The organism is Thiocapsa sp. C2-2m, assembly GCF_041903745.1.
GTDB lineage: Bacteria > Pseudomonadota > Gammaproteobacteria > Chromatiales > Chromatiaceae > Thiocapsa > Thiocapsa roseilacustris.
Genome location: NZ_JBBWVD010000014.1, coordinates 123,558 through 137,379 on the forward strand (window position 1 = coordinate 123,558; position 13,822 = coordinate 137,379).

The following is a 13,822-nucleotide window of genomic DNA, read 5'->3' on the forward strand; positions in this document are numbered from 1 at the left end:
GAGCGGAGATCGTCATGGCGGCCCGCGCGTGCCGGCGGCGATGACGCGGATGCGCGCTCAGCCCTAGTCGACCGGCAATCCCGCCCGGCGCCACTCGGGCAGACCGTCCTGCATCCGCCTCGCCTGAAAACCGGCTTCGCGCAAGCGTGCCACGGCTTCGAAGGACAGGACGCACCAGGGGCCCCGGCAGTAGGCGACCACCTCGCGATCTTCCGGCAGCTCGCCGAATCGGCTCTCCAACTGATCGAGCGGGACGTTCAGTGCACCCACCAGATGCCCTTGGGCATACTCCTGCGGAGGGCGCACGTCGATAACCGTCACCAGACCGTCGCGGGCGCGCGCCAGCAGCTCGTCCGCAGGGATCGGTTCCAGCGCATCGCGCTGCTTGAGGTAGCTTGCGATCAGTTCGGCGACGGCCTCCTGATGGGTCTCGGCGAGTCGCCGCAGCGTGGCGATCGCATCCAGTACTCGCTCGTCGGCCAGTGCGTAGTAGATGTGCTTGCCGTCGCGCCGCGGGGTCACGAGGCTCGCCCCTTTGAGCTGCTGCAGATGCTTGGAGGTGTTGGCGATCGAGAGACCTGCGGCCCGTGCCAAATCTTCGACGTTGCGCTCGCCCTGCGCCAGAAAATCCAGTAACTCCAGGCGCGCGGCACTCGCGAGACCGCGGGCGATGAGTGCCAGATGCTCGAACAGGGCCTGTTTGGGGGCCTTCTCGGAGATCGGCTCGGGATGTGGCTCGGAGGCCCGATGAGGGGTGCGGGCTTTGGGCATGTCCAACGTGCTCCAATGCAGATGACGGCTCGACGGCGGGGTCATTCGAGGTTCGGCGAGCGGTCAGTATACGTCCCGGCAGGCCGATGGAGGCGACAGACGCCTCCCGTTTCGATGCGCCTGTTTCTTGCAGACCGCGCAGACTTTCCTGCCAGCGGACCCTACGGCACGTAGACAGCCCGGTCATTATCGATGTGGATCAACCGGGCATGGGGACAGAACTCCGCCAGCTTGCCGGTCGCGCGATCATCGACGCGCGCGCCAACCTGGATCGATCTCATGCGCCATTGACCGCTATGAGGCGTTGGGAGATTGACAGACGTCAACCGTATGATCAACGATGAGGTTGAGGGTTTGCGCGCTTAACCGGCCCGAGCCCGAGGCGGACGCCCGGACCACCCTGGCCCGGTTGCAATGACGTCGCGGCACCGCCGCCATCACCACTGGAGTGATAAACCATGATGACCAAGCCTCTCGTCGCCGCATGCGCGGCCCTGTCCCTGCTGGCCGCCCCGCTCCAAGCCGATGACAGCTCGGCCCTGGCCGATGCCATGGAAGAGTACCTGGAGTTCACCGAATACGGCTCGAGCATCATCCTGCCCGAGCAGATTCCGGCCGAGGACTGGCCCGACATCTTGGTCATCGATGCCCGCGATGCGGCGCAATTCGAGGCCGATCACATTCCCGGGGCGACCAACATCGAGTGGCGCCAGGTCGTAGCGCGGCGTGATGAGATCCCGCGCGACCAGCCCGTGATCATCTACTGCAACACCGGCTCGCTGTCGGCGCAGGCGGGCTTCGCGCTACGTCTGTTGGGCTGGGACAATGTGCGCATCCTGCAAGACGGCTTGGTCGGCTGGAAGGCCAAGGGCGGCTTCGAGGCCAACCAACGGTCCATCGAGGCTGCTGCGGGGGCCGGCGCGTCCTGACGACACTGCCTGCTTGATGACAGCTCGTCCTTGGTGACAGCTCGTCGCTGCATCGGGATGAAGGTGCGCGTGGATCGACTTGATCCAAACCCAGCGACACCCTTGCTGACATCACTCGAATGGTCAGGAGACACCCATGCTTAATCCAACGCTGCTGTCCCGGCTGATGCTGTCGGCGCTCCTGGCGCTCGCCAGCGTCGCGCCGGCGGCGGACCAGGACGCCGGCCTGCGCCTGCAGCCGATCAGCGACCGCATCTACGCCATCGTTGGTCCGTTCGGCAATCGCACGCCCGAGAACCTGGGCAACAACGCGACCTTCGGTTTCGTGGTGACCAACGCCGGCGTGGTGCTGATCGATGCCGGTGGCAGCGCCAAGGGCGCTGAGGCGATCGATGCGCTCATCGATCAGGTGACCGATCAGCCGGTCAAGGTGGTGATCAACACCGGCGGTCAGGACCACCGCTGGCTGGGCAACGGCCACTTCAAGCAGCGCGGCGCGCGCATCATCGCCAGCGCCGCGGCGGTCGAGGATCAGCGCGCGCGCTCGCAAGAGCAGATGCTGATGCTGGGCAACTTGGTGGGCGCGGACGGCATGGCCGGCACCGAGGCGGTCTACGCCGACGAGACCTTCGTCGACGACATGAGCTTCACCCTCGGCGGCACGCGCTTGGAGCTGCGCATGGTCGGCCCGGCCCATACGCCGGGCGACAGCCTGGTCTGGCTGCCGGAGGAGGGCGTCGTCTTCAGCGGGGATCTGGTCTATGTCGGACGCCTGCTCGGCGTCATGCCCTATTCCAACAGCGCGCACTGGATCGAGGCTTTCGAGACCATGGCCGCGCTCGAGCCCAAGGTCGTCGTCCCGGGACACGGCTCGGCCACCGACCTCGCCGAGGCGCGCGCCGCGACGCTCGACTACCTGGTCTTGCTGCGCGAGACGGTCGACGCCTTCATGGAGGCCGGCGGCGACATCACGCAAATCGGCAGCCTGGACCAGTCCGGTTTCGCCCACCTGGAGGATTACGCAACCCTTAAGGGCCGTAATGCCCAGCAGGTGTTCCAGGAGATGGAATGGGAGTAACGTAACGGTGCCGATATCCGCACTCCAAGCAACCTGTCGGCCCAAGGATCGCCCATGAGCCCGTGCTGTTTCCGGTCTCGGGCGTGGAGACATGGCCCTGGCTGGCGGCGCTGATCATCGCCTTCTTCACCAGCCTGGTTGGTAATTCCGGCGCCTTCCTGTTGGTGCCGTTCCGGATCGCGGTGCTCGGGTTCGCCATTCCAGCGGTCTCTGCGACCAATCCGGTGTTCAACCTGATCGCCATCCCGGGCGGCATGTATCCGTTTCGCCCGATCCGCTATCAGCGCCCAAACTAAGCGAGGCCGACCGGAGCTCGGCATGGATCTGGTCCTCATTGCACTGCTCACCTTCGTCGCTGCTGGCCTCGGCACCCTGACAGGGTTTGGCACATCGACACTTATGGTGCCGGTGCTGGCGTCGTTCTATCCGCTCACCCAAGCCCTGTTGCTGGTCGGCATCGTCCATTGGTTCGGGAACATCTGGAAGATGGGGCTGTTCCGGCAGGGACTGCGTTGGGGCCTGATCCTGAAGTTCGGAATTCCAGGCATCGTCGCGACCGTTCTGGGCGGCCTCCTGGTCTTCCGGATTCCAGAGACGCTCTTGTCCCGCGTACTCGGAGCCGTGTTGCTCGCCTACGTGATCCTCTTGTTTGTCAGGAACAGGTTCAAGGTGCCGCAGACGAGTGCGACGGCCATCGCCGGGGGCACCCTGTACGGCTTCAGTGCGGGCGTCTTCGGCATCGGCGGCGCGGTGCGGGGTGCCTTTTTAGCGACATTCGATCTTCCGAAGGCCGTCTACATCGCGACCGCGGGCGCCATCGGGATCGTCGTCGATAGCGGCCGGCTCGCCGCGTACGCCTGGGAGGGCGCGACCTTGAGTCCGCGCCTCCTTTGGGGACTGTTGCTGCTCGTTCCCGTCTCCTTCGCCGGCGCGAAGGTCGCCGAGCGCGTCGTCGAGCGTATTCCACAGGCGCGCTTCCGTTCTGTCGTTGCGGTCTTCCTATGCCTCATCGGATTGCAGCTGCTCCTTTTCCCCCGGCTTGCCTGAGCGGTTTCGTCGAGCCCCTCCGGGCATGAAGGTCTGCTCGATCACGACTCGGCTCGCCGGCATCGACAACAAGACGCTGCTGCCGAACCTCGATCTCATCGGCAACACTTTTGTCTCAAAGATCGGCTATCAGTCCAAGGGCTGCGCGACCATCACCAAAATGGATGCGCGGCTCGTCATAGACGCCCTTGGCGCGGATCATTCCATGCTTGATGTCGTCGAGCGAGCGGGTTCGGCCGAACAGCGGGATGGCTTCTGCCGCATCCGGACCGGACATAGATGATTCCGAGACCGGAAAAGTCCGCTGAGTCGGCAGGCGAAAACATTCAACGATACGGTTGATAGTTGAACGCCGATCTGCCAATATCGATCTCATCAAGCCATCCCGGCAGTCGGAGGCACAACCCTTTGGACAGCTTCATCCAGACCCACGAGGCGACGATCCGTCTCGCGTTCTTCTTCGGCATCTTCGCGCTCATGGCGATCTGGGAGGTTCGCGCCCCGCGCCGCGCCCGGACCCTGACCCGACTGCAACGCTGGAGCAGCAACCTCGGGCTGGTCGTCTTGAATACGCTCTTGCTGCGCATTCTGTTTCCTGCGGCTGCGGTCGGAATGGCGCTCTTTACGAGCGCGCAGGGTTGGGGGTTGCTCAACGCGATCGACGTGCCGGGCTGGCTCGCGGTGCTCCTCGCCGTCGTCGTGCTCGACTTCGTGATCTGGGCGCAGCACGTGTTGTTCCATGCCGTGCCCGCGCTGTGGCGGCTGCACCGGGTCCATCATGCCGACCTGGACTACGATCTGACCACGGGCGCGCGTTTTCACCCGATCGAGATCGTCCTCTCGATGATGATCAAGTTCGCGACCATCGCCGCGCTCGGCCCGCCGGTGGCGGCCGTCATCCTCTTCGAGGTCATCCTCAACGGCATGGCCATGTTCAACCATGCCAACGTGCGTCTGCCGCTCGGGGTCGACCGCGTCTTGCGCTGGCTCGTCGTCACGCCCGACATGCACCGCGTCCATCACTCGATCGAGGACGACGAGACCAACTCCAACTTCGGCTTCAACCTGTCCTGGTGGGATCGCCTGCTCGGCACCTACCGTGACCAGCCGCGGGCCGGCCACGAGGGCATGACGATCGGGATTCGCGACCACCGCGATCCGCGCCGGGTCGATCGTCTCGACGGGATGCTGGTGCTGCCCTTCATCGGACAGGTGACCGACTATGCGATCAATCGGCGGCGCTGGGACGATCAGCCGCCGGATGCGGAGTCAGGTCGTCATCATCACACCGATCACGTCGATCAAGTCGTGTCGTAGGGTCGTAGGGTGGACGAGCGAGAGCGCAGTCCACCGAGCCCCGCGCCGGCGCTGGTGGACTGCGCTCTCGCTTGTCCACCGGCATCCGGACAGACACCCGTCTGCCCGGGCACCGCAACACCACCCCAGGAGTAACCCATGTCCAAGGTTCTGTTTATCCTCAACGATCCGCCCTACGGCACGGAGCGCAGCTTCAACGGCCTGCGCCTCGCCAAGTCACTCGCCGGGAAGGACACTCATGTCACCGTCTTTCTCATGGCCGATGCCGTCGCCTGCGCCAAGTCCGGGCAGAAGGTGCCGCAGGGCTACTACAACCTCGAGCTGATGGTGAAGGCGGTCGCGCGCGGCGGCGATGTCCTGCTCTGCGGCACCTGCTTGGATGCACGCGGAATCAGTGATGCCGAGCTGATCGAGGGCACCCGCCGCAGCACCATGGACGAGCTGGCCGAAGCGACCTTGGCGGCGGATCGGGTCTTGGTGTTTTGACCCGAATTTAGGTGATTTCCGCAAACTTCCATACCCGTAGGTTGTGCTGACGATAGGAAGCACAACTTGTTCCGACGGTTGGTTGTGCCTCGCGCGGCTCGGCACAACCTACGCCGTTGGTATGAGGGTTTCCGGTATTCGCCTTACCTCGACTACAACGCCAGCACGCCGGTCGCCCCGGCCGTTGCGCAGGCGATGCAGGCAGCAATGGCGGATGCCTTCGGCAATCCGTCCAGCCTGCATTGGGCCGGCGCACCGGCACGGACGTTGGTCGAGCAGGCGCGCGCGGAGGTCGCCGCGCTGCTCGGCTGCGCACCGCAAGAGATTGTCTTCACCAGCGGCGGGACCGAGTCCAACAACCTCGCCCTGAAGGGGATCTTCTTTGCCGCGCGTCACGCGAAGTCACATCTGATCACGAGCCGGATCGAGCATCCGGCCATCGCCGCGCCGATGCGCTTCTTGGAAGGCTTGGGCGCTCGAGTCACCTGGCTCCCGGTCGACGGACAGGGACTGCTCGATCCGGACGACCTGCGCCGGGCGATCCGACCCGAGACCATCCTGATCAGCCTGATGCACGCCAACAACGAGGTGGGCACCATCCAGCCGATCGCCGAGTGCGCGGCTATCGCGCGCGAGCACGGGATCCCCTGCCACACGGATGCCGCGCAATCCGTCGGCAAGATTCCGACCCCTGTCGATCAGCTCGGGGTCGACCTGCTCAGCATCGCCGGTCACAAGCTCTATGCACCCAAAGGGGTCGGTGCCCTGTATGTGCGCGCCGGCACGTCCCTCGAGCCCCTTCTGCATGGCGCGGGACACGAGGGCGGGCGCCGCGCCGGCACCGAGAGCGCGCTCTTGACGACGGCTCTGGGCGCTGCCTGCCGCCTCGCCGCAGATCTCTCCGAGATGCCCCGGATCACCGCGCTCCGGGACCGTCTCTGGAGCGGGATCGCGGCCCGTTTCGGCACGGGCGTCGTGCTCAACGGCCATCCGGATCTGCGCCTTCCCAATACGCTCAACTGCTCCTTCATCGGCGCCCGGGGCGGCGAGATCCTGGCCGGACTGGACGGCGTGGCCGCATCCGCCGGCTCGGCATGCCATTCGGGAAAATCCGTGCCGTCGCAGGTGCTTCAAGCCATGGGTATCTCGGATCCGGTTGCCCGCGGGGCGGTTCGCTTCAGTCTGGGGCGCGAGACGACCGACGAGGAGGTCGATGCGGTTGTGCAGTGCCTGCCGACACGGCTCTAATCCCTTGCATTGTCGCTCGGCGCAACGGGAGTGCCCGAGCTGTGCCTCGACCGATCCCGACACCCCAACGAGAGAGCCCATGTCCGCACCCATACAGATCAGCCTGGCCACCCGCTGCGTCCATGCCGGCGAGCGCACCGATCCGCACGGCAGCCCCCATACGCCGATCTACACCACTACGACCTTCGCCTTCCCCTCGACCGCGGCGCTGCTTGATGTCGTCGAGGGACGGGTCGCCGGCAGCCTCTATACGCGCTACGGGCTGAACCCCAGCATCCTCGCCTTGGAGGAGAAGCTGGCGGCCTTGGAAGGCGCCGAGGCCGCGCTGGCCTTCGCCTCCGGCATGGCGGCGGAGTCCGCGCTCTTCTTCGCTCACGGTCGCGAGGGCATCGTCTGTATCGGGGATGCCTACGGCGGCACCCTGGAGCTGATCGGTCAGCAATTGCCGCTGCTCGGAATCCCGACCCATCTCCTGCTCGGCCACGAGCTCGAGCAGCTCGACGGACTCCTCGCAGAGGGCGCCCGCCTGGTCTTCCTCGAAACGCCCACCAACCCAGCCCTGGAGGTCTTCGACATCGCCGCGTTGGCCGAGCAGATCCATGCCCGGGGCGCTCTGCTCGTCGTCGACAACACCTTCGCTTCGCCGGTCAATCAGCAGCCGCTGGCGCTCGGCGCCGATCTGGTCGTGCATAGCGCGACCAAATATCTGGGCGGGCACAGCGACCTGACCGCCGGTGCGCTGATGGGGTCGCGGGCCCTGTTGGACCCGGTGTGGAACTGGCGCAAGAACCTCGGACAGATGCCCGCACCCGAGACGGCCGCCCTGCTGGCGCGCAGTCTGCGCAGCCTGGTCGTGCGGGTGAGGCAACAGTCGGCATCCGCGCTGGTGGTCGCCCGGGCGATGGAGGCTCATCCGCGGGTCGCCCGCGTCCTCTATCCGGGCCTTGCGTCCTGTCCCGGCCATGCCCTCGCGGCGCGGCAGATGAGCGGATTCGGGGGGATGCTGACCATCGAGATCGCCGGCGACGGCGCGGCGGCCACCGCGGTTGCCGATCGCCTCGAGCTGTTTGCGCTCGCCCCCAGCCTCGGCGGTGTCGAGAGCCTGGTCACCCAGCCTTGCACCACGACCCATCATGGCCTCACCCCCGAGGAACGCGCCCGACGTGGCATCTCAGACGCCATGCTGCGACTCTCCATCGGATTGGAGGACCCTGAGGACCTGATCGCCGATCTGCACCAAGCGCTCGGCTGATCCGACGCAACCGATTATTCGAAACTCTCGTACTGCACACGCCAGGCCGGGATCCCCAGTTCCCGTGCCGCCATCCCGGCGTCTTCGATCAAGCGGCCGGGTCCGCAGACGTAGAACAGCGCGTCGTCAGGTGCCGAGCGCATGATCGAATGAAGATCGAGACGGTTTCCGCCCGGCGAGCGCGTGACATACAGGTGCAGTTGTTCGGGAAACGTGATGGCCAGCCCGTCCCGATAGGCCATGTCGGCGGCGGTCCTGCCGCTGTAGTGCAGTTCAAAGGGGTTTCCACGCGCCTTGAGCACCTCGGCCATGGCCTTGATCGGCGTGATGCCGATGCCGCCGGCGATCAGCACGGCAGGGCGGTCGTCATCATGGAGCGGAAACTGATTGGCCGGTTGATCGAGTGCGAGCCGCGTCCCGATCCGCCAGCTCGCATGGATTGCGGCCGATCCGCCGCGTCCGGTTTCCTCGCGCAGAACGGCAATCTCGTACATGTCGCGCCGGTTGGGATGCGTGGTCAGCGAATACTGCCGATTGACCACGGAGCCGTCCGGCAATCGCACCGGCACGACGAGATGGGCGCCTGCCGTCACGGCAGGCAAGTCGCTCCGGTCGGGTGTCCGCAGCTCATAGGCCCGGACGCGTGGCGTCATCTGGCGCATGCCGGTTACGGTGAGCTTCAGCGCGCCGCTGCCGATCTCCTCCTCCATGGCGGATGCGGGGGCGGGGGCGGTAGAGTCGGGCATTCCGGCTTCCTGCGGGCGGCGACCGAAAAGCTCCCCGGCCTCGCGCGCGGTGAAACGCGGCGTGATGTATTTCGGGCAATTCCAGTCGAAGGCCTCCACCCTGATGATCACCCCGCGCTCGATGCGTGCGCGAAAATCGGGCGACTCGAGCCGGGCGATCAGCGCGGGTTCCGCATCCTCCTCGATCAAACGTGCCCTTCCCCAGATCTTGAGCCGGCGCTGTCCGGGATAGTCCATGAGAAACAGGCTGACCCGGTCATCTGCGCTCAGGTTGCCGACCGAGATGTACTGGCGGTTGCCGGAGAAGTCGGCATAGCCGATCGTTTGCGGATCCAGTGTCTTCAGGAAGCCGGGCGGCCCGCCGCGATGCTGGACGTAGGGCCAGCCGGTTTCGCTCACGGTGCCTTGGTAGAAGCTGTCCCGTGCGCCGATGAATTCGATTTCATCCGGACCGAGCTCGACCGATTCGGTCTCGCCTAGCTCGGCCATGCGGTAGGCATCGCGACTGCCCATTCGCGTCTGGATGGCTTGAACCTCGGGAGTGAAGGCGATCTTGGCGAAGGCGCGGGCCATCATGAATCTCCTTGCGGCCGGGAGCATGGCTCCCGGCATCGATGGGTGGGATCAGGCGGCAAGCTTCAAGTCGACCTTCGGAAAGTCGATGTCGACGCGTCCGGCCTTGCCCAGCAGGTTGGTCAGAATGTTCATCCCGACATGGGTGATGACCTCCACGATGTCGGATTCGCTATAGCCGGCATTGCGCATGTCCATGAGCTCTTCGGTCGTGACTTCGCCCATGTGAGCCACCAGGGAGCGGGCGAACCGGACGGCAACGGCCGCCTTTTCATCCCGGCTGGTGCCGGCGCGGTTGGCCGCGATCTCCGCGCCGTCCAGGCCCGCCTTGCGGCCGATCGCCGTATGCGCCGAAAGGCAATACTCGCAACTGTTTTGCTGGGCCAAGGCCAGGGCGATGCGTTCGCGGGTCCGCGGGTCGAGCGAACCCTCGCCGCCGATGCCGTGCAGTCCAAGGTAGGCCTTGAGGGCGGCCGGGGAGTTGGCAAAGACCTTGAGGAAGTTGGGCACCATGCCGAACTGGGCATGGATGGCCTGGTAAAGCGCCTGCTGTTCCGGATTGGCCGACTCGGCGGTCACGATCTTGATGCGTGCCATGGTGTCTCTCCTCTTTCGGGTTAAAGGGGTCGCCGTGCCGGCGACAGTGACACTTTGGCAAACATCACGGAAAAGAAGAATGGTCGTAAACTGGAATCCACAATTCCAATCATCGGAATAAAACGTGGATCGATTTCATCTCATGACCGTCTTTGTCGCCGTGGCCGAAGAGGAAAGCTTCGCAGCGGCAGCGCGGCGGTTGCGCATATCCCCGCCGGCCGTGACCCGGGCCATCGCCAGCCTCGAGGAACGGCTCGGCGTGCGGCTGCTCACCCGCACCACGCGCTCGGTGCGACCCACCGATGCGGGTTCCCGCTATCTCGAGGATGCGCGGCGGATCCTCCTGGAGGCGGACGAGGCCGACGAGGTGGCGGCGGGCATCAATGCCACGCCGCGCGGACATCTTGCACTGACGGCGCCCGTGCTGTTCGGGAAGATCTATGTCATGCCCATCGTCATCGCCTACCAGATGGCCTTCGAAGAGACCAGCGTGTCGGCATTGTTCATCGACCGCGTGGTGAATCTCGTGGAGGAAGGCCTCGATGTCGGCATCCGTATCGGCGTCTTGCCCGATTCGTCGCTGCGGGCCATTCGTGTCGGCCGGGTACGTCGCGTCGTCTGCGCGTCGCCGGCCTACCTGGAGACTCACGGCACACCCCGCATCCCCGCGGATCTTGCGCGGCATTCGGTGATCGCCGCCACATCGGTCTCTCCCGGCACGGAATGGACATTCGCCAGGGGGAAGCAAAGGATCGGGGTCCGCCTCACTCCGCGCATCCTGGTGAATACCAATGACGGCGCGCTGGAAGCCGCCAAGAGCGGATTCGGCCTGACACGGCTGCTGTCCTATCAGGTGGCGAGCGAGCTGGCGGCCGGATCGCTCGATACGGTGCTGAGGGACTATGAAGAAGCGTCGCTGCCGGTCCACGTGATCCATCGCGAGGGTCGCCACGGATCCGCCAAGGTCAGGAGCTTCGTCGATCTGGCCGTGGAACGGCTGAGGGCTGATGCCGCATTGCGTTGAACCTGCCGGTCGGCACCCGGGCAAGAAGGAGGATCAGCCTGTGCCGCGGACAATTCGCCCCATGTGCGGCCGCCGGTTGGATCCTGCGAATTCACTCTGCGTCATCGTTGCGGCTGAAGCGGCTGCGTGTCCTGTCGCGCTTGATTCTGCAGCGCGGGTTCCGATCGGCGCAGCGCGACGGCGAGGAAACCACCGAACGGAAGTCGGTCGACCAAATGCGTCTCGACCCAGCGCGCCACGGGGCCGTGCGCAGGCAGCAAAAACGCCGAGCGCATTTGGATCTCGGGGAGCGGCTGCAGCGCGGAGGCCCATTCAAGCACGTCAGCCGGGCGATCCCAGCGCGCACCCCGGTAACCGCCTCGCCCCGCCTTTGCCGGATAGAGCAGACTTCGTCGATGGAGCAGCCCCAACACGACCCCGCGTCGACTGATCCGCCAGAGCTCGCGTAGCGCCAAGGCCGGTTGCGCACAAAAGCAGAGACTGGTCATGGCCACCGCGCCATCGAAGGCACCATCGGTAAACGGGAGCGCCTCGGCGACACCCTGAATCCCTCTCAAACGTGGATCGCGGCGCAGCGCGAATGCCAATGCAGCGTCATCCGGATCCAGTGCAGTCACCTCGCATCCGGCGTCGGCGAGCGCGCTGCTGAAATAGCCGGTCCCGCAGCCGACATCCAGAACCGTCCCGCCGGACGGCAGGGCGAGAAGGTCGAGCATCAGGCGGCGCTCCCGAGCGCCCATCCAGGCGCCTCGCTCGCTTGCGTACCAAGCATGATAGTCCTGCGGCGCGCGCCTCATGGCGCATCCTTTTTGCTCTCGGGTCCCGCTAAATGACGGGTCGGCTCGTCGAGCGGATAGCCGAGACAATGCGCGAGTGCCAGCCGCGTGTGCCGGGCGAGAAAGTCGCGTGACAGGCGGCGCTCGCCGAACAGGAGGTGCTGGCTCGTCGCTTGGTCGAGATAGAGCAGATCGTCCGGTGCAGGATCGAAGGGGCGGCGGCTGATGCGGGCGATACGCCCCAGATTCAGCCCGCGCCCGTCGTCGAGTAGGATCAGGTGCGGGGTCAGTCCTCGCGCCGGATCCGGGCGTGGGAAGTCGATGAGCCCGAGCAGGACGTAAGGCGTTCCGCTGAGATGGACACTGAGCTGAATGGGGCTCTCGACCACTTCCACCAGGTAGATCGTCTCCCCGATGGCGGTACGCAGAGTCTCGACCTGGCGATGGTAGTCGGCGGACGGCCAGAGGTCTTCGGCCGCCGCGTCGGGCATGACGCCGGGATGCTCGGCGTCGGTGGTCGAGTCGGTTGCCATGATGATGATCCGGATCGGCAGGTGCAGACTCGCGAATGCGGTTTAATCGGCTTGTGGACGGGCCTGTTCGACCGGCCAGCCGTGGGCCAGCCAGGCGGTCATGCCGCCTTGGACCACCTGCACCTGGCCGAAGCCGCGGCCGGCGAGCAGGGCTGCGGCCTTGGCCGAACGGCGGTCGGTGCGGCACACCAGCGCGATCGGCCGCTCGAGGTCCGATCCGAGCGCTTCGATCCGCTCGGGCAGGCTCTCCAGCGGGATGTTGAGCGCCCCGGCGATATGGCCTTGCTCACCGACGAAGTCCTCGGGCGTGCGCACGTCGAGCACCAGGATATCCTCGTCCTTGGCCTCGAGGCGACGCTTGAGCTCCTCGATCGGCAGCATCGGGCGCTGACGCAGCCGCGCGACCAGTCTCGGCAGGAAGGCCACCGCGGCGAGCAACGCGAGTGCGATCAGGCCGTTGCGGATCAGACCCTCGCCGGCGATCGCCTCGCGCCCGGCGAAGCCCAGGTAGGTATAGGCTACGGCGCCCGGCAGCATGAACACCAGGCTCGCCAGCAAGTACGGCAGAAAGCGGATGCGGGTCAGGCCCAGTGCGTAGTTGAGCAGATTGAACGGGAACAGCGGCACCAGTCGGGTGAAGGCGACGAAGCGCCAGCCCTCGGCCTCGACCCCTTGGATCAGGCGCGCGAGTAGCCCCTTGGTGCGGGCCTGCACCCAGTCGCCGGCGAGATGGCGGGCAATGAGGAAGGCTAGTGCCGCGCCGAGCGTGGCCCCGATCAGGTTGTAGAGCGTGCCCCAGAGCGGGCCGAACAGGGCGCCGCCGGCCAGGGTGAGCACCGCACCGGGCAGGAAGAGGACCGTGGCAAGCGCATAGATCCCGATGAAGACAAGCGGTGCTGCGGCACCGGCGCCGCTCACCCATGCCTCCAGTGCCGCGACGTCGAGATGCTCGCGGTAGAGCAGGGCGGTGGTCACCGCACCGACCAGCAGCAGGGCGCCCAGGATGCGGAGAAGCGTACGATTCATGGCGGCCTCCGGCGTGGGCTCGGCGAGTGAAACGGTTTGTGCAATCAGCGGACTGCCAGGCGGCATCTCCCTTCGAATCCGGATGGGGAAAGCCGCCTGCGGCGGTTCGGCAATCTGCAGGTCGGCAAAGATGCTGGCAGATTCCACGGAAATCATCAACCCATCGGTTGAATATTTGATCGACTTGGAGGGAAACGGCGCTCTGTTTCGTTCCCGGCGAGCCTCGATGGGTCCTTTCCCTTGGCCTTGTGTTGGTCCCGCCCTTTGTTTCTCGAGGCGGTGTCCGGGGCCATGGTCAGTCGGATGCAAAAGTGAGACGGCCTAAACCGCGCCCGGCGCGGTATGCGATGTTTTTGGATGGGATCGGCCCCGGAAGACGTGACAAGCGTTTAAAAAATATATCATTTTGAACCGTGTCC

Annotated in this window: 16 protein-coding genes; 10 read left to right on the forward strand and 6 right to left on the reverse strand. The window is 65.6% G+C overall.

The features are described from left to right. Positions 1-63: 63 nt before the first annotated feature. Positions 64-771 (reverse strand): ArsR/SmtB family transcription factor, encoded by a 708-nt coding sequence (locus AADX97_RS12835; RefSeq protein WP_374235499.1) that lies wholly within the window; start codon positions 769-771, stop codon positions 64-66. Between the two features lie 458 nt (positions 772-1,229). On the opposite strand from AADX97_RS12835, the gene AADX97_RS12840 reads away from it, so the two are divergent. The 9 genes from AADX97_RS12840 (at position 1,230) to AADX97_RS12880 (ending at position 8,128) form a co-directional block, all read left to right on the forward strand. Further along, complete coding sequence (locus tag AADX97_RS12840; protein ID WP_374235498.1) at positions 1,230-1,700, forward strand: rhodanese-like domain-containing protein; 471 nt, start codon at positions 1,230-1,232, stop codon at positions 1,698-1,700. A gap of 136 nt (positions 1,701-1,836) precedes the next feature. Further along, positions 1,837-2,778, forward strand: a complete 942-nt coding sequence (locus AADX97_RS12845; protein WP_374235497.1) for an MBL fold metallo-hydrolase — start codon at positions 1,837-1,839, stop codon at positions 2,776-2,778. A 62-nt stretch (positions 2,779-2,840) separates the two neighbouring features. Beyond that, positions 2,841-3,074, forward strand: a complete 234-nt coding sequence (locus tag AADX97_RS12850) for a hypothetical protein (RefSeq protein WP_374235496.1) — start codon at positions 2,841-2,843, stop codon at positions 3,072-3,074. 22 nt (positions 3,075-3,096) lie between these two features. After that, positions 3,097-3,825, forward strand: coding sequence for a sulfite exporter TauE/SafE family protein (locus AADX97_RS12855; RefSeq protein WP_374235495.1), 729 nt, complete (start codon positions 3,097-3,099; stop codon positions 3,823-3,825). 25 nt (positions 3,826-3,850) lie between these two features. Next, the gene (locus AADX97_RS12860; RefSeq protein ID WP_374235494.1) at positions 3,851-4,108 is read left to right on the forward strand and encodes a hypothetical protein; all 258 of its coding nucleotides are present in this window, start codon (positions 3,851-3,853) and stop codon (positions 4,106-4,108) included. A 194-nt stretch (positions 4,109-4,302) separates the two neighbouring features. After that, a complete protein-coding gene (locus AADX97_RS12865) occupies positions 4,303-5,142 on the forward strand; it encodes a sterol desaturase family protein (RefSeq protein WP_374235563.1) in 840 nt (279 codons plus the stop codon). 138 nt (positions 5,143-5,280) lie between these two features. Further along, the gene (locus tag AADX97_RS12870) at positions 5,281-5,628 is read left to right on the forward strand and encodes a DsrE/DsrF/TusD sulfur relay family protein (protein WP_374235493.1); all 348 of its coding nucleotides are present in this window, start codon (positions 5,281-5,283) and stop codon (positions 5,626-5,628) included. 66 nt (positions 5,629-5,694) lie between these two features. Continuing rightward, a complete protein-coding gene (locus tag AADX97_RS12875; protein WP_374235492.1) occupies positions 5,695-6,876 on the forward strand; it encodes a cysteine desulfurase family protein in 1,182 nt (393 codons plus the stop codon). A 79-nt stretch (positions 6,877-6,955) separates the two neighbouring features. After that, a complete protein-coding gene (locus AADX97_RS12880; RefSeq protein ID WP_374235491.1) occupies positions 6,956-8,128 on the forward strand; it encodes a PLP-dependent aspartate aminotransferase family protein in 1,173 nt (390 codons plus the stop codon). Positions 8,129-8,142: 14 nt separating this feature from the next. On the opposite strand, the gene AADX97_RS12885 is transcribed toward AADX97_RS12880, so the two are convergent. After that, positions 8,143-9,447 carry a pyridoxamine 5'-phosphate oxidase family protein gene (locus AADX97_RS12885; protein WP_374239296.1) on the reverse strand — a complete coding sequence of 435 codons (1,305 nt, stop codon included), beginning with the start codon at positions 9,445-9,447 and terminating at the stop codon, positions 8,143-8,145. A 51-nt stretch (positions 9,448-9,498) separates the two neighbouring features. After that, complete coding sequence (locus tag AADX97_RS12890) at positions 9,499-10,044, reverse strand: carboxymuconolactone decarboxylase family protein (protein WP_374235489.1); 546 nt, start codon at positions 10,042-10,044, stop codon at positions 9,499-9,501. A gap of 142 nt (positions 10,045-10,186) precedes the next feature. Between AADX97_RS12890 and AADX97_RS12895 the strand changes: the two genes are divergently transcribed. Next, positions 10,187-11,068: a LysR family transcriptional regulator gene (locus AADX97_RS12895; RefSeq protein WP_374235488.1), complete on the forward strand. Its 882-nt coding sequence runs from the start codon at positions 10,187-10,189 to the stop codon at positions 11,066-11,068. A 101-nt stretch (positions 11,069-11,169) separates the two neighbouring features. Here the strand turns inward: AADX97_RS12895 and AADX97_RS12900 are convergent, their stop codons facing one another. Genes AADX97_RS12900 through AADX97_RS12910 form a run of 3 tightly spaced genes read right to left on the reverse strand, consistent with a single transcriptional unit; the run spans position 11,170 to position 13,403 of the window. Further along, positions 11,170-11,865 carry a class I SAM-dependent methyltransferase gene (locus AADX97_RS12900; RefSeq protein ID WP_374235487.1) on the reverse strand — a complete coding sequence of 232 codons (696 nt, stop codon included), beginning with the start codon at positions 11,863-11,865 and terminating at the stop codon, positions 11,170-11,172. Further along, a complete protein-coding gene (locus tag AADX97_RS12905) occupies positions 11,862-12,377 on the reverse strand; it encodes a hypothetical protein (protein WP_374235486.1) in 516 nt (171 codons plus the stop codon). Before AADX97_RS12905 ends, AADX97_RS12900 begins: the two co-directional genes overlap by 4 nt. 42 nt (positions 12,378-12,419) lie before the next feature. Beyond that, positions 12,420-13,403, reverse strand: a complete 984-nt coding sequence (locus AADX97_RS12910; RefSeq protein WP_374235485.1) for a VTT domain-containing protein — start codon at positions 13,401-13,403, stop codon at positions 12,420-12,422. Between the last annotated feature and the right edge of the window lie 419 nt (positions 13,404-13,822).